Raw genomic sequence first — 20,530 nt, forward strand, 5'->3', positions numbered from 1 at the left:
GATGCGAGTAGGGCCGCCGCCCGGCGGCCGTCACGGTCCGCGCTCTCGGGAGGATCTGCCATGACCGCCAGCCTGGAGCAGCTGCGCCGCTGTCACATCGCCGTCGACCTGGGAGCGGCCAGGACCCGTGTCTACATCAAGGGCGCGGGGCTCGTCGTCGACCAGCCCTCGGTCGCCGCCGTCAACTCCCGTACCGGCGCCCTGATCGCGGTCGGCGAGTTCGCCGAGAAGATGACGGGCCGCACCCCCGACTACATCCGCGTCGCCCGCCCGGTCTCCGGCGGCACGGTCGTCGACATCGAGATGGCCCAGCGCATGCTGCGCCATCTGCTGGGCGACCGGATGCGCCGCAGCCTGCGCCGCAAACCCCGGCTGCGGGCCGCCGCGTGCACCCCGCACGACGCCGATCCGCTCGCCCAGCGGGCCACGATCGAGACCCTCGTCGGGCTCGGTGCCCGCCGCGTGGAACTCGTCGACACCCTCATCGCCGCGGCCGTCGGCTGCGGGCTGCCCGTGGAGCAGCCCGAGGCCACCATGATCATGGTGTGCGGGGCCGCCGCGACCCAGGTGGCCGTGCTCTCGCTCGGCTCGATCGTCACCGCCCGGCGCGTCCCCGTCGGCGGCGAGGCCGTCGACCACGCGATCGTCCAGCACCTGCGCCACGAGCACGAGTTGATGCTGCCCAGCCAGTCCGTACGGCCGCTGCAGGTCGCTCTGTCCGGCAACGGGCTCACGGCGCACGGTCCGGCCTCCACGGAGATCCACGGGCGGGACGTGGCCACCGGCCTGGCCCGGTCGGTACGGATCGACACCGCCGCCGTGCGGGAAGCCATCCAGACGCCGCTGACCGCCGTGCTCGACGGCATCTACACGGTGCTGCGCGAGTGCCCGCCCGACCTGGTGGCCGACCTCGCCGACCGCGGGATCATGATGGTCGGCGGCTCCGCGCTGCTCCCGGGCCTGGACCAGATGCTGCGGGAGGCGACCGGCATGCCGGTGCACATCGCCGAGCGTCCCGACGTGTGTGCGGTCCAGGGACTGGGCGCCATGCTGGAGGGAAGGATCGAGCCGCTGGTGCTGAACCCGCTGGGCGCCTGAGGCAGCCCGGACTCCCGGTCCCGGCCGCGCTCGGCTTCCGGGTGTGCGGCTGCTCGTGCTTCCGGGTGTGCGGCTGCTCCGGCGCGGCCTGCTGCTCCGGCGCGGGCTTTCGGGCGCCGCGGTGCAGGCGGGCGGTGGCGATACGGTTCGTCAGCGGACGAACCAGCAGCGAACGGTGGTGCCCTCCTGGCCGGTGTGCGCACGGACCAGGTCGGCGACGAGGTTGACCAGCAGCAGCCCGCGGCCGCCGCGCTGGTCGCGGGCGGCGGGCCGGCGTCCGGCCAGCGGGTCGTCCAGGCGGCCCTCGTCCCGTACCTCGCACAGCACGTGCCCGTGCTCGGCCCACACCCGCAGTTCGCCCGAACCGCCGCCGTGCACCACGCTGTTGGTGGTCAGCTCGGCCGCGACCAGGGCCATGTCCTCCAGCCGGATGTCCGCCAGGCCCAGCCGCGCCCCCTCGGCGGTGGCGACGTGCCGGGCCTGCGACAACGTCTGCGCCGTGAAGGCGAAGGACAGCGCGTCCGGTGCGGGCGGCAGCGGCTCGTTGTACCGCGCGAGGACGTCCTGGGGGTCGTAGGCGGCGCTGTTCTGCTCCCCGCGGGAGCCGGGAGGGATGACGAGGGGGTGGGTGGCGTGGGCGTCCGTGAGGGTCCGCTCGTCCAGACGGGCGGCGTCGTACGGGCACAGGATGGTGACCTCGCGGCCCTGGAAAGCCTCGTTGATCAGCGCCTCGTGCTGGACACAGGCGGGGTACTCGGTGGGCGTGCGGCCGGCCCAGACCGGCTCGCCGACCATCCGCACCCGGCGTCCGGCCGGCTGGGAGTCGGCGAAGGCACGCAGCACCCCGGGGATGATCCGGCCGGGGTTGCGGCCGGCCTCGCGCATGTCCAGCAGCCGTACGGCGCCCGCGTCCGTGCCCAGTTCGGCCTCGATCAGCCGCAGGTTCTCGCCGGGGACGGCCACCGCCACCGGCTCGCCGGACTCCAGCCCGGCGCGCACGAAGGGCACCGTGCCGGCGAGGTACTCCGCCTCGTCCCGGTAGAACAGGGCGGGGTGCACGAAGGGTCCGGTGGTGGCGGTCATGACATCGTCACCTCGATCCCCGGGAGACCTGGCCAGAACATCTCCAGTATCCGGGGCAGCGCGGGCGGCGGCCGGTGCAGCACTATCCGGCGGCCCGGCTCGAGCTGCCGTACCGCGTCCGCCAGTACGCCGACGCCGGCGACGTCGACGAACGTCACGGCCGAAAGCTCCAGGTCGTACACGTCCTCACCCTCGCGCACCGCCCGGTCCAGCGCGTGCTCCCAGATCACACGCGTGGCCAGGCTCACCTCGCCCGCCGCCCGCAGACCGGTCCGCCGGGGCAGCGAAGACACCTTCAGTTCGGGCGCCGTGCCGTCCGGGACGGCGCCGCCCGCCGGAGGTCCCATGCGGTCCGGGGTGTCCACATCGCCTCCCTGTTGTTCCTGGGCGTGGACAACAGTATGCTCCGCGCCCTCGTGGCCCCGTCCCGTTCGGGTACCCCGTCGGGGACCCGGTGCGGCACGGACACCGTACGGGGACCGCTGGTGATGCCTCCGCGCACAGCCCCCGCCCCGGCGCCGGGGCCCCACCCGGCGCCCGGCCCCGGCCCTTCCCCCGGCCGCGGCCCGCCCCCGGCTCGTCCCCCGCTCCCGGCTCCGGCTCCTCCCCCGCGCCCGGGCCGTCGCCGCGCCGGGCCGTCCCGGTGGCGGTGGGGGGCCGTTGACGCCCGGGCCCAGGCGGCCACATCAGGGACGGCTCCCGTCTTCCCCGGGGTGTGTGGGACACCGCGGGAGCGGGCAGGCGCACGGCAGCACCGCCGGGACCCTGCGTACTTCGCGTCACGCGTCCGCGGCCCGCGTCCCTGCGCGGCCCGGTGGCGACGGGAACGCGACGTCGCGAGGACGCGCGAGGACTGCCGGGAGCGAACAAGGCGGGGACATGACCTCAGTGGCACCACCACCTCTCGCACGACGGCTGAACACACTTGCCGACACGCTGACCATCGACGTACGCACGGCCGCGGACGGCCGGGCGTCGCTCACCCCGCGCGGGGAGCTGGTCCACGGCTGCGCGGACACCCTGGCCAGGGCACTGGCCGAACTGCCGCCCGGAACCGGCCGGGTCGGCCTCGACATGGCCGGGGTGACCTTCATGGACACGGCGGGACTGGAGTTCCTGGACACCCTCGACGACCACGGGCGGCGCCATCAGGCCGAGGTGACGGCCACCGGCTGGACGGGCCAGCCGCGCCGCATCCTGGAGCTGGCCGGCCTGGACAGCGCCGATCCCCTGCACCCGCCGCTCGACGGACCGGGGCCAGGGCAGCCGGAACCCCTGGCGGGCTCCGCGGTGGCCCTGGAGCGGGCGGAGCGGCTCCTGCAGTTGCAGGAGGAGGTGGAGCAGCTGCACCAGGCCATGGCGTCCCGCCCGGTGATCGACCAGGCACGCGGGATCCTGATGGCCGCCCACGCCTGCACGCCCGAGCGGGCCTGGGAGATCCTGCGGGAGGCCTCCCAGCGGTCCAACACGAAACTGCGCACGGTGGCCGCGGCGGTCACCGCCGGGGCGCGGCCCGACGGACCCGCGCCCCCGGAGGAGATCCGCACGGCCCTGCGCACGGCGGTCGCCCAGGCGTCCGGCCCCGGTGTGCCGGCGGCGCGGTGACGCACCGGCGGTGTCGGTGTGCGTTCCGGGGTACCCGGCCCCCGAGTGACCACCCCCCGTCCGCAGGAGTCACCACGATGAGAGAGCACACCCCTTCCCAGGCCGAGGGCGAACGCGACGACAACGACTCCCGGCGCACCGCCGAACCGCCGGAGACCCCGTACCCGACACCCTCCCAGGCCGAGGGCGGCCGGGACGACCTCCCCGAGACGGCCGACGCCGCCGACGACCCGTACTGACGCGCCGGTGCCGGGCCCGCGTGACCGCCGCCGTACCGGCGCCGTACCGCTTCCGTGACCGGTACGGCGGCGGTCCGGCTCCGGCGGCAGGTCCCGGCCGGCGCCGTCGCCCCGACGTCGTGGTCACCCGGGCCGTCGTGGTCACCCGGGCCGGCGCGGTCACCCGGGCGCGGTCACCCGGCCGGCGCGGCGGCCCGGGTCGTCGCGGCGCCGCCCGAGGTCTCAGCTCAGGCCGAGGCGGTCCAGCGCGGTCGTCCAGTCGGTGATGATCGCGTCCTGGGCGTCGGAGAGGCCGACGGAGCCGGCGCACACGGCCTTCTTCAGCTTGTTCTCGACCGTGTCCTTGTTCGCGGCGGTCTTGCTGCCGTACTCCGGCTCGGGCCAGAGGTTCTGCTCGCTCTTCGGGGCGCCGCCGAGTTCGAGCGGCACGAAGTGGTCCTCCTCGTAGTCCGACGTGCTCGTGTCGGCGTAGCCGTAGTCGACGATCTGCTTCTTCTTCAGCGCGGTGGTGTAGGAGCTGGACGGCCGTACGGTCGCGGTCCACCCGGAGACACAGATGGTGGAGCCGATGGTGCTCTGGGTGACGTCGGGGTTGAGGGCACCGGGCTGGCAGGCGGGGTCGGGCAGGGGGAGGTGGGCCTGGCTGCAGGAGGCGGCGTGGGCGGTGCCGCCGGCGACGGTGAGGCCCGCGGCGGCGAGGGCGAGTGCCGCGAGGCCGGTGGACAGGGAGCGGGTGAGGCCGGCGGGACCGGTGGGACTGATGGGGCTCGGTATGCGGGACATGTGGGGGTCTCCCGGTGCGATGCCCGGCAGGTTCCGGGCGGTCGTGGGCATGACAGCACCGGTTTCATCTATGCGGGTAGACCCCTTTGCCGACCCGAGAGGCCCATTGGTTGAAGATTTGTCAAGCCCATGACATCCAGAGATGAACACATGGCACCGGCTTGGTTCTTGACGCGGTATCGCCCAGCCGTGCGAGGCGTTCCCCCGGGCGGGTGGGAAACCCGGCCAACACGCGCCAGTGGCCCCCGGATCGACTCCGGGGGCCACAGACTGGGTCAAGGCGAGGCCGCGAAACCGCAGGTCAGATCGATTCTGCGCGCGTAACGCCTGGTGGGGCGGGTGGGACTCGAACCCACGGCCGACGGATTATGAGTCCTTTTCGGATCTTCCGATCCGTCCTCGCTCTTGCCCCGATCTTCCTATAACCGCAGGTCAGAGGCACTTCGCCGTTCTGGCTCTGCGCCGGTCTTCCTGATCCTTCCGGGTCCTTCCGTCCACTGCGTGTCCACTGGCGGTCTCCCGAGAGCCTTCCGGGAGGAGGCGCTTGGGGACGTCAGCTGGATCAATGCAGGTTGAACGTGGGGGAAGACTAGGTCTCGAACTCTCACGCAGCGGAGTGCCTTACAGACGGAAAGGACTCCGCCCCCTTCGCCCGGGGGTGGAGCCATACGGCGTTTCTACTGGTCAGCCGCCTGCGGACAAGAGTACCGAAGTCGGCCCCGAGCAGGGCGAGCATGTCGGCCCGGCTGCGTGCTGACACGCTGGTCGAGGGCATCGACGGCCACTTGTGACCCGCCTTGTTTCCTTGTGAACTTGTCGCATGCACCGCTGGAAAGCGTTGAACGATCGACAACTCACGCTCCTCAGGAAACTTGCTGCCGACGAGGATCCCGGCGCTCAGGATCCGGGCATGCGGCGGTCAACCTATGCGCTGCGCGATCGCGGTCTCGTGACGGTGAGCCGCCGGGGTGGCGGCTGGCGGGCGGAAGTTACTGAGGCAGGGCGGTTCTACCTGCAGCACGGTCATCATCCGGAGCATCCGGCACACGGGCGCACGGCTGCTGGTGAGTCGAAGGCACCGGTTACCGTGGCGAAGGGCAGGGTCCGCGGCTCCACGACAACGGCGACAGCTCATGGGAGCAAGCCAGCGACCACCCATAAGAAGCAGCCAACGCCGTACAGCGAAAGGCCCATCCCCGTCGCGCGCCGCGCAAAAGCGACCAAGCTCGTGGAACGATTGGTCGCCGAGCGCCATGTGGTCATATCAGAGCCTGACGAGGATGAGATCACCGAGTGGCGACGTGTCATCGACTTCGCCAAGCGGCACAAACTCGCGCCGGCGGGCAAGCGCATCGAGAAGCAGCGACTGTGGAACGCTGGCCGTGATCTGCAAATCTCGTTGGTAGACGGCCCACATGCCAACTCTGGGCGGAGGTCCCCAGAGGAGAACCCGCGGGTTTCAGTCCCCGGGCAGTTGCGCTCGCCGCACCGCGTCGTGGCGGCCTTGCGAGACAGCGAGCGCCGGCTTCTTATGCCGCCCTCTCTGCGTCGCCGTGCTTTGCTGCTGCTGCAAGGGCTCGCAGCAGAGGCGGAACGCCGGGGATACAAGGTACGCGAGCAGCGGGTCCCTGAGCGTGACCACCGTTCAGCGCACTATTACAACGGCCGGTACTTCCCCGCGAGTTGTCGGGAAGGGGTGCTGGCGATCGTTATCGACGGCTTCACCAGCTGCGTCGCTATCAAGCAGGAGTTTCCCCAGTCTGCCGATCCAGACCGCTCTCAGCAGCTCGCTCTGGACATCGGGTACAGCCGGTCCAAGCGGCAGCACCACTGGGGCGACCGCAAGCGGTCAAAACTCGAGGACGTCCTCGGCATCGTGCTCCGGGAACTGGAGACTCGCGCGGTCGAGGAGCAGCAGAGGAAGCTGGATGAGGAACGAGCGAAGGAAGAGCGCCGCACCCGCTGGGAAGCGGCCATGGCTACGGCCAGAGAGAAGGCTGCTCAGACTCACTTCGCAACGATTCTCCGTGAGCAGGCAAGGCAGTGGCAGGATGCGCACGCGCTACGCCAGTACTGCGACGCGCTGGAGCGCAGGCTCAACGCAGCGACAGAAGAGGACGTCGACGTCGAATCGGCTCGCGCCTGGTTGCGGTGGGCACGCGACTACGCGGAGACCCTCGACCCTCTGACACAACTACCGACTATGCCGTCCGGGCTAGCGTTCGAGCCGGAAGATCTCAAGCCGCACCTCAATGGGTGGAGTCCCTACGGTCCGGAGGCGCACGCATCGGCATGGAGCACTTTCTAAGGGGAGGCGTGCCTCGCCTTTGTGTAGTGCGAGCATCGCTAGCCGCACTCCTGACCGATGCGACAGGGCCGCGCCGTCTGTACCCGAGAGCGCGGCCCTGTCTGCGGTGAGCAGCCATGGGGTCTCCGGGCCGGTGGCCCCGGCGGTTGCCGGGGCCACGGTGTCAGTCAAGGGGTGTCGAGGTCCGGTCGGCTTGCGGTGAACTCCGCCGCCGCTTCGCGGTACATCGACAGGAGCCGGGCCGGGTCGCACTGCTTGCGGATGCCGTCGAGCAGCAGCTTGGCCATCGTGTAGCCGGGGTAGATGTCGAGGGCTTCGGCGAAGGCGTGGCTGGCGGTGACGGTGTCGCCCTGACGCCAGGCGACCCAGCCGAGAAGGGTGAGGAGCGGCGGCGCCTCACCGGTGTGCGGCGACACGCAGCGCCGGGCGAGGTAGCCCCACAGCTGTCGCTCGTAGGGAAGGTCACTCTCCTCGCCGGTGGACAGCGCGGCATCCCTCGCGTGCAGTTCCTGCAGGCCGAGGATGATGCGAGCGGCGATCTCGTCCGTGAGCTGGGGACGGCCGCTGCGGAAATCGGCCAAGGCTCCGTTGATGAGGTCGATGGTGCCATAGCGGGCGAGGAGTCGTCCGTCTTCGGTCCGGACCTGGTCGTAGTAGTGGGTGGCTGCTGCATCGAGTGCTTCGCGGTAGCGCACCGCGGTGGTGTCGGTGGTGGGGCGGTATTCACTGGCGACCTCGACGGCGTGCTGGAGGTGCGCCGCGTGGTGGGCGCGGCCCTCGCGGGCGGTGGCGAGCCAGTCTCGGGGGTCTTCGCCGTCGATCGTGCCGAGGTGTATGCCCGTGGCCAGCTCGTACTCGGAGTCGGTGGTGATGGCGTCGCGCAGGGCGAGCCGCGCGGCGATGAGGTCGCCTTGCCGCCAGGCGACGAAGGCGAACAGCGTCAGGATGGGCACGGCCTCCTGCGTGAACGGTTCGGCGCAGTGCCGGGCGAGGTAGGCCCACAAGCGTCGGGCGTGGGGAAGGTCGTCGTCCTCCGCGTGGGCCACGCCGGCCTCCACGGCAGCGTCGTTTTGAAGGCCGACGATGAGCTGTGCGGTCAGGGTGCGGCTGAGGGCGGTTGCCCCCTCACGGAACCGGCTCATGGCCGCGTCGATCTGCTCCAGCGTCAGTGCGAGCGTGGCGTCGCGTCCGGCGGTGGTCGCGCACCGCGAGTTGAAGTCGTCGGCGGCGGTGTGCAGGTCCTTGAGGAAGTGGGGGTCCGCCGTGGCCCGGAACTCCTTGATGATGTCGCGGGTGCGGGGGCCGGGAGTGCGGCCGAGGCGGTTCATCTGTGCGGCGACGCTGGTGGGGTCGTCGGGGGACGGGAGCGGTTCGCCCTCGCAGCATCCGTCGATGTCGCACTCGTAGGCCCACCACCGGTTCGCGACGAGTCCGATCGTCTGGAGGACGTTGGCGCGGTGCTTTACGAACTCGTTCGTGAGCCAGGTGCCGATGGGGGCGAGGAGCGCGGCGGTCTCCTCGGGGCTCTGGCCGGGGCGCGGTTCGCGGCACAGGTAGATGATGACGCCCTCAGCGAGGTCACGGCCGCGGTCGTGGGCGTAGGCCACGAACTGACGGGCGGCGTGCTCGGCGGTGGCTTGCCACTCGGAGCTGTCGTCAGGAAGGGGGCATGTCATGGTCGGCCCGTCGTGGAAGTTCGGGCCGGGGGCGTGGAGCGCGATGCTGTCGTCTGGGTAGTGGCCGAGGAGGTACGGCAGGATCTGGGCGAGGTTGGGCAGGCTGGTGACCTGCACCGTGTTGTCGGGCGTGCTCACTTCTGGGTTCCTTCGTTCTGTGATGGGGTGTCGGGCTGCCCGATGCGGGCGGGTGGTGCGGGGGCGGGCATGCCGCGTGGCTTGTTCGTGAGGGCTGGGAGCAGCCGTTCGCGGACGAGTGCGGCAAGGTCGGCGGCGAGGGCTTTGCTGGTGCGGGTGGTCAGGACGGCGTGCCAGGTGCGGCCGGGTTGGAGTCGGGCGTCGTTGGCGGCTTGTGCTTCGGCTTGCTCGATGTCGGTGCCGTCGGGGATCGGCGGCAGGTGGGGGCCTGCGGTGATCCAGGTCTGGATGGCGAGGCCGCGTGGCTGGACGCGGAGGCCGATGCGGTGGCCGGCGGGGTGCTGGTAGGCGGCGGTGCGGTCGGGGGTGTCGGTGTCCTCCTTGCTCCATGGCGGGTCGAGGGTGGGGGCGAGCTGGTCGAGGGGCGGCAGGTCGATCTCGTCGCGGGGGCCGGCGAAGGCCGGGCGTCGGCGGCGCGGTGCCGGGGTGGTGCCTGGTCGGTCGTAGGGGTCGGGTTCGGTCACGCGGCGTTCTCTCTGCTGGGCATGAGTTCGTCGAGGAGGGCGACGGCGCGGCGGTGGGCGATGATCGTGCGAGCCGTGTCCATGTACCGGTCGCGCTGCTCGAAGGCTTCTTTGGCTTCGGCGCGGGTCTTGGCGTGGTCGTCTTCCAGTGCGAGGGAGTCGGCGCAGCCGATGAGGCAGCGTGGGCCGAGGTCCCAGATGATCGCGTTGACGGCGGCGCACCCGGCGGACAGCGAGTCGATGTCGTTGCCGTACCAGTGGAAGTCGTGCGGGTTGAGGCCGAGGTCGCGCAGGCGTTGGGCGACGGAGCGGAACATGGTGCCGGAGCCGACGGCGGGTTCGCGGAAGGACATGCCTGGCTTGGCGAAGTCCTTGTCCACGGTCATGTTGGCCATCAGGTCGGTGACGCACGCCGGCGTGTGGTACTCGCCGCGCCACTTCTTGTCGCTCTTGTGGCGGAGGCCGGTGAGCAGAGGGCTGAGGACGTCGGCTTCGGAGCGTTGCCAGGCGTCGTCGTGGCCGGTGAGGTCCATCAGGCCGGTGTTGATGGCGGCGCGGGTGACGGCGTGGACGGCGCGGAGCTGCTGCTTGTCGGGGTCGGGGTTCCAGGCCCAGTCGTGGAGGCGTATCGCGCGGTTGATCAGGTCGGGGCGCTTGATCCAGTGGCCGAGGTAGATCTCCTTGAGGAGCTGCGGGAGTTGTTCGGGCTGGAGGTTGAGCACCCAGTCCGCCAGGCCGGGCACGTTGCGCAGCAAGGAGAGCCCGGCGACGGTGCCGAGGGGGACGTCGATGCTGCTGCCGCCGAAGGACTGGTACCAAGCATCGAGGACGTTCTCCGCGATCTTGCGGGCGTGCTCGTGTGGGTCGCGCGGGGCGGCGTAGCGGCGGGCGGTGATCTTGCCGGTGGGGCGGGCCTTGGACTTGGGCGGGGGCTTCTTCGCCCACGACGGCGCGGGCCGCGCGGCGGTGGCCGGGGCTGCCGCGCGGGGCAAGAAGTCGTCGGACATGGCTGCGGGTTCCTTTCTGCGGGCGCGCATGGGGCCGCCCCGGTGCGCGGTGCGCGGCCGGGGCGGCGTGTGGTGGGGTGGGGAGCGGGATCAGCTGGTCTGCTGAAGGTCCCGGAGGGTGGCGAAGATGCCGCGGATCTCGACGTCGTAGGCAGCGGCGGGGTAACCGGCTTGGCGCAGGCCGTTGATGAGGAACATCAGGGCCGCCTCGTCGGTGTCCATGTCGCTGATGAGCTGGTCGAAGCTGGTGTCGCGCAGCTCGTCGGGGCGGTGCTCGTAACCGATGCGCAGGGTCTCCTCGATCTCGGCGAGGGTCGCGGCGGTCTGCTTGTCGGTGAGGCCGAGCAGAGTGGACCAGGCCGCCAGGGTGGCGTCGTCAACGGGGAGCTTCACGGGCTGATGCCTTTCTGGTGGGCCGTGCCCGGCCGCGCAGGGCGGCCGGGCACGGGCGGGTCAGGAGGTGGGGGCGGTGGGGAAAGGGTTGTCCCGGTGGTCGGGGTGGCAGGCGGCGTACAGGCCGCCGGGGAGGCGTTCGGTGATGACGCCCCATCCGGCCCAGCGCATGACGGCGAGGTAGCCGAGGTCTCCGCCCGCGAAGCCGGTGCGGCGCTTGGCGCCGGGGTCGGGGGCGATGAACACCCAGCCGGGCAGGTCTCCGGTGTCGTCGGGCAGGACCTGGAAGCCGGGGCGGAGTTCGTGGGTGCCGTCGGTGTGGATGGGCGGCAGTCCGGCGGCGGTCAGGATGCGTACGGCAGCCTGGACGTGCGGGTGGCCGTGGCATTCGGGCAGGGTGCCGACGCCGGTGTGGATGGGCCGCTCGTACGGGAGGCGGCCTTCGGCGGCCTTGTAGATGTCCATGAGGATTTGGGCGTCGTCGCGGCGGCCGGCGTGGCGCATGGCGAGGTTCGCGACGATGGCGATGGAGTGCCGGTCCTGGGTGAACAGGCGGCGGAACTGGTCGAGGGTCATGCCGGTGGTCACCTGCACGCGGGCGAAGGTGCGTGAGGCGAGGCGGACGGCGTGTGCGACGTGTTCGGGGTGGAGCCCTATTTCGTGGGCGAGTTGTCGGACTCCGGGCGAGTAGTTGTCGGTCATGGGGTTCTCCAAGAGGCGCTTGCGCGTATGGGTGCGCCCCCGGCGGTTGGCCGGGGGCGCGGGGTGCTGCTGGGGTTCGGGGTTGGTTAGCGGCGTCGGCCGCATCCGGCGTGGCCGCAGCCGCCGCAGAAGCCGCCGCTGTTGCACTCGCAGCCGCATCCGTGGTTCTGGGTTTCCATTCCAATCCCCCTTTGTTTTCGGGTATTTCCCGAATTCCTTACTTATATCTTAATGGCAAATACCCCAGAAGCAAGGTATGGCCAACTGAATGCGCATTTAATTTCCGCAATTGAATTCCCTAATTTGCGGCTGCCGGAATGAGGTCGGGCCAGCGGACGGCCTCCAGCGCACGGCGGTGCGAGTCGGGCACGGGCACCGTCGGGTAGCCGAGCCAGTCGAGTCCCATCGCGGCGAGGATCGCGGCGTCCGCCTGGTCGTAGCGGCCCGGCCCTTCGCACGGAACGCCGTACCGCTCGACGGCCACCGAGCGCACCATGCCCTTCGCGATACGGGCCGGGTCCTTACGCGGGAAGTCCTGGGCCGGGTTGGCCCGGCCGGTCGCGTAGATCGTGCGCCCGTGCGGGGTCACAACGGCATACGGGATGCGGTGCCGCCACAGGTACTGCGTGACCAGCCACCACAGCCCGGCCAGCTCGTGGTGCCCAGCCTGCCCGCCCTGGGCGTACGCGGCGCCCTCGACGACCACCAGGTCCGCGCCGTCCTTCATGCTCAGCGCGACAGCCGTGACCAGCCAGTCCAGCCGCTCGTGGCTGCGGCGCAGGCCGGGCCGGTACGCCCGCGCCCAGTCCGTCCCCGCGATACCGGTCGAGGTCAGCGACAGGTCGAGGCCGACAACCCGCGGCTGCCACTCCCCCCTCTCCTGCACGCTCGGCAGGGTCACCGGGGCGCTTTGAAGTTCGGCGGTCACCGATCACTCTCGCCGCTTGCGGCGCGATGGTCGGCGATAAGCCGGTTGGCCTCAGCTATGGCCGCAGTCTTGGCGCGGGCCGTCCACTCGCCGTCGTAACTGCCGGGCGGCCCCCACAAATACCAGCCGGTGTCGTGGTAGCCGTCCTTCGGATTCCTGCGGCGGTAGCTCAGTTCCCACCAGCCATCGCGCCAGTGCCACAGGCGCTTCGCGTCCGGGTCGGGCACCCAGCCGGCACGCTCGGCCAGGGCCTGGAGACGCGCCACATCGGTGCGCAGCATCGCCGCTTCGGCGGCGGCGTCCAGGTCGCGCGGAGCGGCGCACTCGTCACCGCCCGCCTGATGCCCGGGTGAGGAGGGGCGAAGGCCGAGCTGCCGCACGGCCTCGTCCCTCTGGCGCGCGACGCGCCGTAGCAGACGGGCCGCGCCAACCATGTCCCGCTGCTCCAGCCACTTCGCCGTGGCGTCGATCTCGACGCCCACAGAACGGTCGTTCATCTCGAACTCCTTCGGCGGGGCCGTCTCGGCGCGTGCCGGGACGGCCCCTGGTGTGCAGCGGGTTACGGGCGGGCAGCCTTGGGGGTCTTGGGGTCCTTCTGGATGCAGTTGCCGGACTCGGGCATCGCCCGGCGGCCCGCGACGAGGTCCTGGAACCGGGCTCCGGGTCGGAACTTCACAACTCGGCGCTCAGCGATCTCCACCGGCTCACCGGTCTGCGGGTTGCGGGCGGTACGGGCAGGGCGCACCTCGGGGGTGAGGCTGCCGAAGCCGGTGATGGAGACGACTTCACCGGCGGCGACGGCGCGGACTATCGCGTCGAGCGCGGCCTCCACGGCGTCGGCCGCCTGAGCGCGGTTGCCGGTCGACTTCGCCACGGCCTGGATGAGCTGGGCCTTGTTCACAGAGGGTTCCTTTCGATTCGGCTTGGCCGCAGGAGTCGAGGGACGGGCGCGCCACGCGGCGGGCCACAGGTTCAGTCCGTAGCCCGGGTCCGCGACCTGGTCGCACCCCGGAGTACGGGACCGCGCAACATGATTCACAAATGTCACCTATCTCGGCTCAGTTAGGCAGGCGGATGAGGAACGTGCCGACCGCGAGCACCTGGGAGATGGGCAGGGTGACGGCCGCGTAGTCCGCCGAGATCAGCCGCGGCTCCTCGCCGGGGCGGGGCCGGGCGGGCACGACCCACGCCGTACCCGTGCGATCCGCGTAGCGCGCCCCGACCTCGAGGAACTGCCCGGCGAAGAGGAACAGGCGGGTGCGCAGCGACGAGGACCAGCCCTGACCGGGCTCCGGCCCGTCCCATCCGTGCGGGGTCTGGAGGCCGAGGAAGTCGGGTCCGGCAGTCACCAGGGTGCCCACCGGTCCAAGGGAGCGGAACTCGATGGCCTCGCCGTTGCCGCCGGCGCTCAGCCACATGGACAGGTCGTCGGCGTTGAGCTGCACGGGGCGCCCCTGCGCCAGCGGGTGTTCGCGGGCGTCGAGCACCAGGCGCAGCAGGGCGCGCCAGGGCAGGCGGCCGACGTGGGGTGCGGCGGGGACGGTGAGCTGCGCGATGCCCTCGGTGAAGCGGAGCATCTGGTGGCCGCCCCTGGTGATGTGTTCGATGGTGACGGTGTCGGACGACTCCAGCCAGCCGCGCAGCGCGGTGGCGTCGTCGTAGCCGACGGGGGCCGTCCACACCTCGCCCGCGACGGGAGTGCGGGCGACGGCGAGCGTCCGGTCGCTGCACGCGACGACGTGGAGGTGGCCGGGCGTGCAGTCGAGGATCAGGGCGTCGAGGTCGTCGGCGTCCTTGTCCGCCCGGAGGCGGTGCGGGGCGACCTGGTCGAGGATGGCCGCCAGGTCGCGGGCCTTGATGGTGAACATGTCGTGTCTCCGCAGGAGTCGTAGGGGTGGTGATCAGGAACCGGAAGCGCGTTTGCGGGCCCGGCGGGCTTGCTGGGCGAGCCGTCCGGCCTCCAGGCACAGGGAGCAGGCGCGCTCCCCGCGCCGGTTATGGGCACGGGCACCGGCTTCAGTGCCGTGGATGATCGGGCGTCGGCCGCGCTCGCGTAGTTCGGCGGGCTGAGCGCCCTCGCAGGTCGCGAGGACCTGGCCGTTGCGCCAGAGCCGCCCGCCGCACACGCCGTCGAACAGGCTCGTGCTCGGCATGACCAGGTCGATGCACTGCGAACGGAACGGGCAGCCCTGGCAGGCCGCGAGGAGGGAGAGGACCAGCGGCTCCGTCGGGGCTTCGGCCGCCGTCTCCTCGGATGTGAAGCGGGCGTCCCCGGCGCAGGGGGCCTCACCGACCCACCCGTTGCCGCTCATCTGCTCCTCCTCCCGTCGGCTAGGCGGTCGGCGGCAGCGGCATCAGGCGGACCTGATCGCTGACGCTGGAGCCGTGGGGGTGGGCAAAGCCGTGCGGTACCGGCATCAGGTGACGGTCGGTCAGCGGCGGGAGAAGGAAGACTTGCGCGACGAGGCGCGTGAGAGCGTCGTCGCATGCGCGGCTGAGGCGTGGCCGGGCCACGGGGACGGGGGCGTCGCCATCAGCCTGTTCCTCGATGACCCCGATGACCCGGCCCCCGCCCGCGCTGCCGTCCACGACGATCGCCGTCGCCGCAGGGTGGTGCCCGCGTATCAGCTCGGCCGCGCGGGCCGCGCGGTCGACCGGGGGCAGCTCCAGAAGCCAACTGCCGTCCATGCCCGTGTTGCGGTGCACGAGCGCCCACGCGGGTGAGGTCGGGGGCAGGAGCGCGTACTCGACGTCCAGGGTGATGTCCGAGTCGATCTCGTTGAGCGGATGGCCGGTCTCGGTGCCGTCCCACAGCCAAGGGCACGCTCCCAGCGGGCTCGGCTGCTCGCCGAGCCCGCCGTGGATGGTGACGGCGCGGTCTTCGCCGCTGCGGTCGAAGGCCACGTAAACGGCCTCGGGGCAGCGGGCACGGATCTTGGCCGCGAGGTGATCGATGATGGCCAGGCAGTGAGCTTGCTCGGCTCGGCGGAGCGCGAGCGACAGCTCCTCCCGCTGTTGAGCCAGGATGGCCACCCGGTCGTGTGCTGACGGTGTCATGGCAGGGGTGTCCCTTCTTCTTGGGGATGGGGTCAGGCGAGGACGGGCTTGAGGCGTTCGCCGATCCACCGGGCGACGTTGACGCTCACCGCGTTGCCGGCTTGCTGGGTCTGGGCGGCCTTGGAGCCGACGACCTCGTAGGTGTCGGGGAACCGCTGGCCGCGCAGCTGCTCGCGGGGCTGCAACATGCGGAAGTGGCAGTCCTCGATCGCGGGCGCGCTGCGCACGACGGCCGCAGAGTCGCGGGTCGACAGCGTGTGCAGAGGCTCGGAAGCAGTCTTCGGCGCTGCCTTGCGGTACGGGATCACCAGCGTGTTGCGTGCCCGGGTGCGGATATCGCCGTCGGGCACGACCAGGCCGTGGTGGCGGGCCGTGGCGATGGTGCTCAGCGGTGCGTCGATCGGCGCGGCGTCGCAGTTGTTGCGGAACTCCACGATGAACGGGTCCACCGTGACGAGGGCTTCGCTCTCCCGGGTAGTGCGGGTGCGCATCGGCTCCTCGACGGGCGAGGCTGTGTCGTTCCACGAGCCGCCGACCGGCACCAGCAGGGCTTCACCGAGCTTGGCCGTGCGGGTGGGCAGCGGTCGGGCGCGCGGGGCGAAGGCCCGGTCGGTGCCGTCCTTGCCGTGCGTGAGCGTGACGACGGACGGCTCGTAGGGGAACTTCGCCAGTCCGGCCGCGATGCGGCGCATGGTGTTGGGCACCAGCGGGCGGGCGCGGTCCCCAATGCGCTGGCCGATGTCGTCCCACATGATCACGTCGGAGGCGGGCCGGACGTACGGCTCTACGAGCGCGTGGCGGCAGCGGCTGTTCGGGCAGCGATAGTCGTACTGCTGCTGGTACTTGCCGACCTTCACCCGCGGGTCACGCCAGCTCTGGCGCGCCTTGACGTCCCGCCCGCACTCGAAGCAGTGGGCCAGCGGGCGCGGGGCGAGGTCGGGTCGGCGGATCCCGGTGAGGGTGAAGACCAGATACACGCGGTCGCGCCACTGCGGGGCATAGGGATTTATCTCCGACCCGATGTGCGCGGAGGACGCGGAGACGATCTGGACGCGGTAGCCGAGCTTCTTCATGGCGCGGATCCACTCGGGGAACAGCAGCCAGTCGGTGATGAATTCGACGACGTTCTCCACGACGACGCACGGGAACCGCTTCGCCTCGGCGGCGCGCAGCACGCACCAGGCGGTCACCCGGGTCATCTCGAATGCCTCGGGCGGCAGTTCGCGCCACTGCTCCTCTTCCTCGAACAGGGCGTCCTGCGCCGGGTCGGGCCGCTTCTTCCCGCCGGCGGGGCTGACCTCGGTGCAGATGACGCTGGCCCACAGCACGAGGGCCTTCGGGAGCCAGCGCATGGGGTAGTTCTGGATGTCGGCGCAGCGCGCCGCCGCGTTCGGGTGGTTGAGCCCGAACGTGTCGACGGCGGTCTGCCAGTGGTTGATGCCGAGGATGGGGTCGAATCCGGCTTCCAACAGGCCGGTGGCATCTCCGCCCGCTCCGCAGAGCAGGTGGATGGATCGGGGCACGGTCTTGGGTCTCCAGGAGGCGGGGCCGCCCGGCCCGGATGCTGGGCCGGGCGGCCGTGGTCAGGACTCGTCGGAGGCGCGTATCGCGCGGTGGTGGCGGCTGTCCTCGATGCCGAGGGCGGTGAACCCCAGCAGGCCGAGGGCGCACACGATCAGCAGCCAGATCACCGGTCCGCGCCCCCGGTGGGGCGCGGTGCGCGGCGCGGCCGGTCAGTCATCGCTGCGGGTGACGCGGAGGGTGTAGATGTGCCCGACGTTCTCGAACAGGGCCAGCGGGTAGCCGCTCTCGGGCCGCTGCCACACGCGCCGGTAGCCCTCGTAGTCCATGAGTCGCTGTGACCACTCCCAGAACCGGGTGATGGCGGTGGCCGCGCCCTCGATCCCGCCGGTCTGGTTGTGGCAGGCGCCGTACGGCGCGAGGTGGCTGGCCGAGACGATGAGCCGGGGCGCGCGGTTGGGCACGTCAAGGGCGTCGACGCGCACCAGCAGCGGGATGAGGCTGTTGCCGTGGTGGCGCTGGGGGCCGTTGGGGGTGGAGTCGTACAGGACGGTGTGCTTGCTCGGGTCCTGTGCGTCCTGCCGGACGGCCGTCCAGCCGTTCACCTCAGTGGGGTCGGCGGGCAGACTGTGCTCGGAGGCGATGATCAGCTCCGTGCCGTCGCCGAGGTCGGCGCGGATGTGGAACTCGCCTCCGGCGGTCTCGATGTCGGTGACCCAGCCCGCGTAGCGCAGCGGGGTGACGACGTGGCCGTAGCTGTGGAACAGCCGCTGCCACAGCGGGTCGGTGGTGCGGTTGTGGTCGGGCAGAGCCGCGATGGTGGTGGTCATGTGCTGGTCTCCAAGAGGGTGTGCACGGCGGGCGCACAGAAAGCGCGCCCGCCGTTGAAAAATGTCACCTATCTTCAGGTGAAGCGGATGTCAGACGGTGGGCAGTTCACTGCGGGCGAGGATCTGCACCGACCACATGCGGCCGCCGTCGGTGACGACGCAGCCGATCGCGCGGCCCTCGTGAGGCAGGACGAAGCCGCTGCCGCCTTCCTCCTTGCTCAGGTCGCTGACGAGCTCGCGGACGCCGTGTTCGGCGCACTCGGCCGAGCAGTAGAGGTGGCCGCCGAGGCGCGGTGCGGCCGGTGCGCCGTGGATCACTTCGGCGACCACGACGTAGGCGTCGGGGGGCGTGGTGAGCGTGTCGGTCAAGGTGGTCTCCAAGAGGTCGGTGAGTTCGGCGAGTTCCGAACTCATGCTTATATCTTAATGGCACACACTGGGGCGTCAATGTTTCCGATCTCGTGAACGCCCCTGGTCCTTGCGGGAGTTGGCACCTTTTTCGCGTCCCATTCGTGCCAGCTCTCGCACTCGTTGGCGGGCCATCTCCAGAGCTTGCGGGTCCGTTGCCGCAACGCGCCGCTCCTGTTCGGCGAAGAACTGCCGTAGCCAGTCCTGCTGCTGGCGGTGCTCGCGGTCGGCCGCTTCGCGCCGCGCCTGCTCCCTCCCGGCACGCGGGTTCGTTCCGCACCCGCGACAGTTCGACACCGGCTCGGCGTGCTTCGGGCAGCCCACCCGCTGTTGCTCTCCGCGCTCCGCCTCCCCTGCGGCGTCAGCCGTGGGGGTAGGGGGGTTAGGAAGAGAAGAGGAAGAAGAAGGAAGAGAAGGGGTTTCCCCAGGGGAACCCGCCCGGTTTCCCGAGGGCAACCCACTGGGTTCCCCCAGGGCAACCCTGCCTGGAGCGTCATCAGGGTTCCCCTGGGGCAACCCTGGCTCCGAAGCGGCCTCGGCGGTGGCCCGTGCCTCTTCCCGTGCGGCGACATCCTGTTGTGTCAGGGCCGCCGACGACGGCTTGCGGCGCGCCGTCTTGCGAGCCAGCCGGGGGTTGGTCGGGGCACGCTGCGCTGCCCGGCGCCGCTCGATCAGCTCCTCCGTCGACGGGATAGGAGGCACGCCGTGCGGGAACACCCGGTACTCGGCGCGGCGGCCGACACGTCCGACCGTGACCCGCTCGACCAGTCCGAGGCCGACGAGCTGCGTCACCACCGTGATGACCTGCTTCTCCCCTACACCGGCCCAGGCCATCATCCGCTCCAGGCCCGGCCGGGCCAGCCGGGTCTGATCGTCGGCCGAGTCCGCAATCTTCATGAGGACCAACTTCTGCGTCGTGTTGATCACCTCCTTCGGCAGGTAGGCGGCCACCACCATCAGTTGGATGCTCACCGGCACCTCTCCGTGTTCCGTCCGTTCTCACCGCGCCGGGGCTAGGACGGAGCACGCCGGCTCCGCCCCCGCCGTGTGGCGCGATCAGGACTTCTTGCGCGCGGTGACGTTGATGCTCACCGCGGTCCGCCGGTCGTGGTCGAGGCGCGTGGGCACGGGGATGCCCACCTCCTTCAACGTCGCCTTCATCGACGCCGCGTCGGGCACCATCGGCACCTCCAGCCCCGCACGGCGGTACAGCGCGACCATCGCCTCTACGTCATCGACCTTGGTCGAGTTGCCGCCGCTCCACTTCAGGACGTTGTCGCCGTAGACACCGGGTTCGGAGCCTTCGAGCTGGGCGCGCAGGAACTTCTGCCTGTCCTTGAGTGGCTTGATCTGCTCGGAGACCTCGGCGTACTCGGCCAGTGCCTTCGCGCGTTCCTCGTCGTCGTGGATGAGCTGGCTCTGCGGGGAGCGCCCGGCGACCAGCGGCCCCCAGCACGCGGTGCGGAACGGGCAGTGGTCGCAGATCACGGAGATGCCCGGCCCCTGGAAGGTGCGCGGCAGCTCCTCCGGGGAAGCGGCGGCCCGCACCTGCTGAACCCACCAGCGGGCACGGCGGGCGCGGTCGGCCTCGTAGGCGATCTCCTGAACATGGTCGTCACCCGAGTCGCGGTTGATGAACCGGAAACGGATGCGAGCGACCGGCACGGGCCCGAGGTGGGCAAGCTGCCGCTGGCCACGGACGCTGGCGAAGCCTTCCGTGCCAAGCAGATGGGCGTACAGGTACACCTGCCGCAGCTCGGCTTCGCTCGCGCCGTACCGCAGGACGCTGTCCCACTGGTACGTGCTCTTCGTCTTCACGTCCTCGACGGTCGTCTCCTCGGCCGGGAGCGTGGGGCGCAGCCGCTTCGGGAGCCGGGCGGCGGTGGCGCTGTCGAGCTGGACGGCGTCGATGTGGCCCCGGACGGTCTCGTCCTCGACGCGGCGCTCGACGAGCCAGCCGTACTCCTCACGGGCGGCCTCAAGTATCCCGGCGTGCAGCCAGGTCCCGAGGATCGCCTTCCGCTTCTCGCCGACGTCAGTCGGGGTGCGGCCGTGCAGAAGGTACCCGGCCCGGCGTGCGCACACGGTGTCGCTGGCGCCGAGCTTGGTCTGCTGGGAGCGCGGACGGCGTGCGTCCGCCGCGTGAGCGGCGGGCCACAGGCTGACAGGCCGCCTCTCCGGCTCGATGGCCATAGTGGTCACGGTGTTCTCCAAGAGGATGGGGTGCCGC

Annotated in this window: 23 protein-coding genes; 4 read left to right on the top strand and 19 right to left on the bottom strand. The window is 71.0% G+C overall.

Annotated elements, in window-relative coordinates; genetic code table 11:
* Positions 1 to 60 precede the first annotated feature (60 nt).
* Positions 61 to 1,098, top strand: coding sequence for a rod shape-determining protein (locus ACH4UM_RS06310; protein WP_398174354.1), 1,038 nt, complete (start codon positions 61 to 63; stop codon positions 1,096 to 1,098).
* 150 nt (positions 1,099 to 1,248) lie between these two features.
* Here ACH4UM_RS06310 and ACH4UM_RS06315 read toward each other — a convergent pair whose 3' ends face one another.
* Both ACH4UM_RS06315 and ACH4UM_RS06320 read right to left on the bottom strand, forming a co-directional pair.
* Positions 1,249 to 2,181, bottom strand: a complete 933-nt coding sequence (locus ACH4UM_RS06315; RefSeq protein ID WP_398174357.1) for an anti-sigma factor RsbA family regulatory protein — start codon at positions 2,179 to 2,181, stop codon at positions 1,249 to 1,251.
* Complete coding sequence (locus ACH4UM_RS06320) at positions 2,178 to 2,546, bottom strand: STAS domain-containing protein (protein ID WP_398174360.1); 369 nt, start codon at positions 2,544 to 2,546, stop codon at positions 2,178 to 2,180. The genes ACH4UM_RS06315 and ACH4UM_RS06320 overlap by 4 nt, the downstream gene beginning before the upstream one ends.
* Positions 2,547 to 3,060: 514 nt before the next feature.
* On the opposite strand from ACH4UM_RS06320, the gene ACH4UM_RS06325 reads away from it, so the two are divergent.
* Positions 3,061 to 3,786, top strand: coding sequence for an ANTAR domain-containing response regulator (locus ACH4UM_RS06325; protein WP_398174363.1), 726 nt, complete (start codon positions 3,061 to 3,063; stop codon positions 3,784 to 3,786).
* 77 nt (positions 3,787 to 3,863) lie between these two features.
* A complete protein-coding gene (locus tag ACH4UM_RS06330; protein WP_398174366.1) occupies positions 3,864 to 4,025 on the top strand; it encodes a hypothetical protein in 162 nt (53 codons plus the stop codon).
* Positions 4,026 to 4,247: 222 nt separating this feature from the next.
* Here the strand turns inward: ACH4UM_RS06330 and ACH4UM_RS06335 are convergent, their stop codons facing one another.
* On the bottom strand, positions 4,248 to 4,808 hold the full coding sequence (locus tag ACH4UM_RS06335) for a hypothetical protein (protein ID WP_398174369.1): 561 nt from the start codon (positions 4,806 to 4,808) through the stop codon (positions 4,248 to 4,250).
* Positions 4,809 to 5,628: 820 nt separating this feature from the next.
* Between ACH4UM_RS06335 and ACH4UM_RS06340 the strand changes: the two genes are divergently transcribed.
* On the top strand, positions 5,629 to 7,116 hold the full coding sequence (locus tag ACH4UM_RS06340) for a hypothetical protein (protein ID WP_398174371.1): 1,488 nt from the start codon (positions 5,629 to 5,631) through the stop codon (positions 7,114 to 7,116).
* Positions 7,117 to 7,283: 167 nt separating this feature from the next.
* Here ACH4UM_RS06340 and ACH4UM_RS06345 read toward each other — a convergent pair whose 3' ends face one another.
* From ACH4UM_RS06345 to ACH4UM_RS06420, 16 genes are all read right to left on the bottom strand, one after another.
* Entirely contained in the window at positions 7,284 to 8,930 is a 1,647-nt protein-coding gene (locus tag ACH4UM_RS06345) for a DUF4192 family protein (protein WP_398174374.1), read from the bottom strand.
* On the bottom strand, positions 8,927 to 9,454 hold the full coding sequence (locus tag ACH4UM_RS06350; protein WP_398174377.1) for a hypothetical protein: 528 nt from the start codon (positions 9,452 to 9,454) through the stop codon (positions 8,927 to 8,929). Before ACH4UM_RS06350 ends, ACH4UM_RS06345 begins: the two co-directional genes overlap by 4 nt.
* On the bottom strand, positions 9,451 to 10,461 hold the full coding sequence (locus ACH4UM_RS06355) for an N-6 DNA methylase (RefSeq protein ID WP_398174380.1): 1,011 nt from the start codon (positions 10,459 to 10,461) through the stop codon (positions 9,451 to 9,453). Before ACH4UM_RS06355 ends, ACH4UM_RS06350 begins: the two co-directional genes overlap by 4 nt.
* 90 nt (positions 10,462 to 10,551) lie before the next feature.
* Positions 10,552 to 10,854, bottom strand: coding sequence for a hypothetical protein (locus tag ACH4UM_RS06360; protein ID WP_398174383.1), 303 nt, complete (start codon positions 10,852 to 10,854; stop codon positions 10,552 to 10,554).
* 60 nt (positions 10,855 to 10,914) lie between these two features.
* A complete protein-coding gene (locus ACH4UM_RS06365; RefSeq protein ID WP_398174386.1) occupies positions 10,915 to 11,556 on the bottom strand; it encodes a hypothetical protein in 642 nt (213 codons plus the stop codon).
* A 298-nt stretch (positions 11,557 to 11,854) separates the two neighbouring features.
* Positions 11,855 to 12,442 (bottom strand): hypothetical protein, encoded by a 588-nt coding sequence (locus ACH4UM_RS06370; RefSeq protein WP_398174389.1) that lies wholly within the window; start codon positions 12,440 to 12,442, stop codon positions 11,855 to 11,857.
* Between the two features lie 38 nt (positions 12,443 to 12,480).
* The gene (locus ACH4UM_RS06375) at positions 12,481 to 12,981 is read right to left on the bottom strand and encodes a hypothetical protein (protein WP_398174392.1); all 501 of its coding nucleotides are present in this window, start codon (positions 12,979 to 12,981) and stop codon (positions 12,481 to 12,483) included.
* Between the two features lie 62 nt (positions 12,982 to 13,043).
* Positions 13,044 to 13,385 carry an HU family DNA-binding protein gene (locus ACH4UM_RS06380; RefSeq protein WP_398174395.1) on the bottom strand — a complete coding sequence of 114 codons (342 nt, stop codon included), beginning with the start codon at positions 13,383 to 13,385 and terminating at the stop codon, positions 13,044 to 13,046.
* Positions 13,386 to 13,542: 157 nt separating this feature from the next.
* Entirely contained in the window at positions 13,543 to 14,352 is an 810-nt protein-coding gene (locus ACH4UM_RS06385; RefSeq protein ID WP_398174398.1) for a hypothetical protein, read from the bottom strand.
* A 33-nt stretch (positions 14,353 to 14,385) separates the two neighbouring features.
* The gene (locus ACH4UM_RS06390; protein WP_398174401.1) at positions 14,386 to 14,796 is read right to left on the bottom strand and encodes a hypothetical protein; all 411 of its coding nucleotides are present in this window, start codon (positions 14,794 to 14,796) and stop codon (positions 14,386 to 14,388) included.
* Positions 14,797 to 14,815: 19 nt separating this feature from the next.
* A complete protein-coding gene (locus tag ACH4UM_RS06395) occupies positions 14,816 to 15,541 on the bottom strand; it encodes a hypothetical protein (protein WP_398174404.1) in 726 nt (241 codons plus the stop codon).
* A gap of 32 nt (positions 15,542 to 15,573) precedes the next feature.
* Entirely contained in the window at positions 15,574 to 17,064 is a 1,491-nt protein-coding gene (locus tag ACH4UM_RS06400) for a DNA cytosine methyltransferase (protein WP_398174407.1), read from the bottom strand.
* Between the two features lie 210 nt (positions 17,065 to 17,274).
* Positions 17,275 to 17,892, bottom strand: a complete 618-nt coding sequence (locus ACH4UM_RS06405) for a hypothetical protein (RefSeq protein WP_398174410.1) — start codon at positions 17,890 to 17,892, stop codon at positions 17,275 to 17,277.
* Between the two features lie 90 nt (positions 17,893 to 17,982).
* Positions 17,983 to 18,306: a hypothetical protein gene (locus ACH4UM_RS06410; protein ID WP_398174413.1), complete on the bottom strand. Its 324-nt coding sequence runs from the start codon at positions 18,304 to 18,306 to the stop codon at positions 17,983 to 17,985.
* Positions 18,307 to 18,336: 30 nt separating this feature from the next.
* On the bottom strand, positions 18,337 to 19,272 hold the full coding sequence (locus tag ACH4UM_RS06415) for a helix-turn-helix domain-containing protein (protein WP_398174416.1): 936 nt from the start codon (positions 19,270 to 19,272) through the stop codon (positions 18,337 to 18,339).
* Between the two features lie 84 nt (positions 19,273 to 19,356).
* Positions 19,357 to 20,493 (bottom strand): PD-(D/E)XK nuclease family protein, encoded by a 1,137-nt coding sequence (locus ACH4UM_RS06420; protein ID WP_398175042.1) that lies wholly within the window; start codon positions 20,491 to 20,493, stop codon positions 19,357 to 19,359.
* Between the last annotated feature and the right edge of the window lie 37 nt (positions 20,494 to 20,530).

Origin of the sequence: Streptomyces sp. NPDC020801 (assembly GCF_044334385.1) — a bacterium.
Taxonomy (GTDB): domain Bacteria; phylum Actinomycetota; class Actinomycetes; order Streptomycetales; family Streptomycetaceae; genus Streptomyces.

What these genes read in the sequence shown, in the direction of transcription:
- ACH4UM_RS06310 (WP_398174354.1), top strand. Translation starts at nt 61, where the DNA reads ATGACCGCCAGCCTGGAGCAGCTGCGCCGCTGTCACATCGCCGTCGAC.
- ACH4UM_RS06315 (WP_398174357.1), bottom strand. Translation starts at nt 2,181, where the DNA reads ATGACCGCCACCACCGGACCCTTCGTGCACCCCGCCCTGTTCTACCGG.
- ACH4UM_RS06325 (WP_398174363.1), top strand. Translation starts at nt 3,061, where the DNA reads ATGACCTCAGTGGCACCACCACCTCTCGCACGACGGCTGAACACACTT.
- ACH4UM_RS06330 (WP_398174366.1), top strand. Translation starts at nt 3,864, where the DNA reads ATGAGAGAGCACACCCCTTCCCAGGCCGAGGGCGAACGCGACGACAAC.
- ACH4UM_RS06335 (WP_398174369.1), bottom strand. Translation starts at nt 4,808, where the DNA reads ATGTCCCGCATACCGAGCCCCATCAGTCCCACCGGTCCCGCCGGCCTC.
- ACH4UM_RS06340 (WP_398174371.1), top strand. Translation starts at nt 5,629, where the DNA reads ATGCACCGCTGGAAAGCGTTGAACGATCGACAACTCACGCTCCTCAGG.
- ACH4UM_RS06355 (WP_398174380.1), bottom strand. Translation starts at nt 10,461, where the DNA reads ATGTCCGACGACTTCTTGCCCCGCGCGGCAGCCCCGGCCACCGCCGCG.
- ACH4UM_RS06365 (WP_398174386.1), bottom strand. Translation starts at nt 11,556, where the DNA reads ATGACCGACAACTACTCGCCCGGAGTCCGACAACTCGCCCACGAAATA.
- ACH4UM_RS06375 (WP_398174392.1), bottom strand. Translation starts at nt 12,981, where the DNA reads ATGAACGACCGTTCTGTGGGCGTCGAGATCGACGCCACGGCGAAGTGG.
- ACH4UM_RS06385 (WP_398174398.1), bottom strand. Translation starts at nt 14,352, where the DNA reads ATGTTCACCATCAAGGCCCGCGACCTGGCGGCCATCCTCGACCAGGTC.
- ACH4UM_RS06390 (WP_398174401.1), bottom strand. Translation starts at nt 14,796, where the DNA reads ATGAGCGGCAACGGGTGGGTCGGTGAGGCCCCCTGCGCCGGGGACGCC.
- ACH4UM_RS06395 (WP_398174404.1), bottom strand. Translation starts at nt 15,541, where the DNA reads ATGACACCGTCAGCACACGACCGGGTGGCCATCCTGGCTCAACAGCGG.
- ACH4UM_RS06405 (WP_398174410.1), bottom strand. Translation starts at nt 17,892, where the DNA reads ATGACCACCACCATCGCGGCTCTGCCCGACCACAACCGCACCACCGAC.
- ACH4UM_RS06410 (WP_398174413.1), bottom strand. Translation starts at nt 18,306, where the DNA reads ATGAGTTCGGAACTCGCCGAACTCACCGACCTCTTGGAGACCACCTTG.
- ACH4UM_RS06420 (WP_398175042.1), bottom strand. Translation starts at nt 20,493, where the DNA reads ATGGCCATCGAGCCGGAGAGGCGGCCTGTCAGCCTGTGGCCCGCCGCT.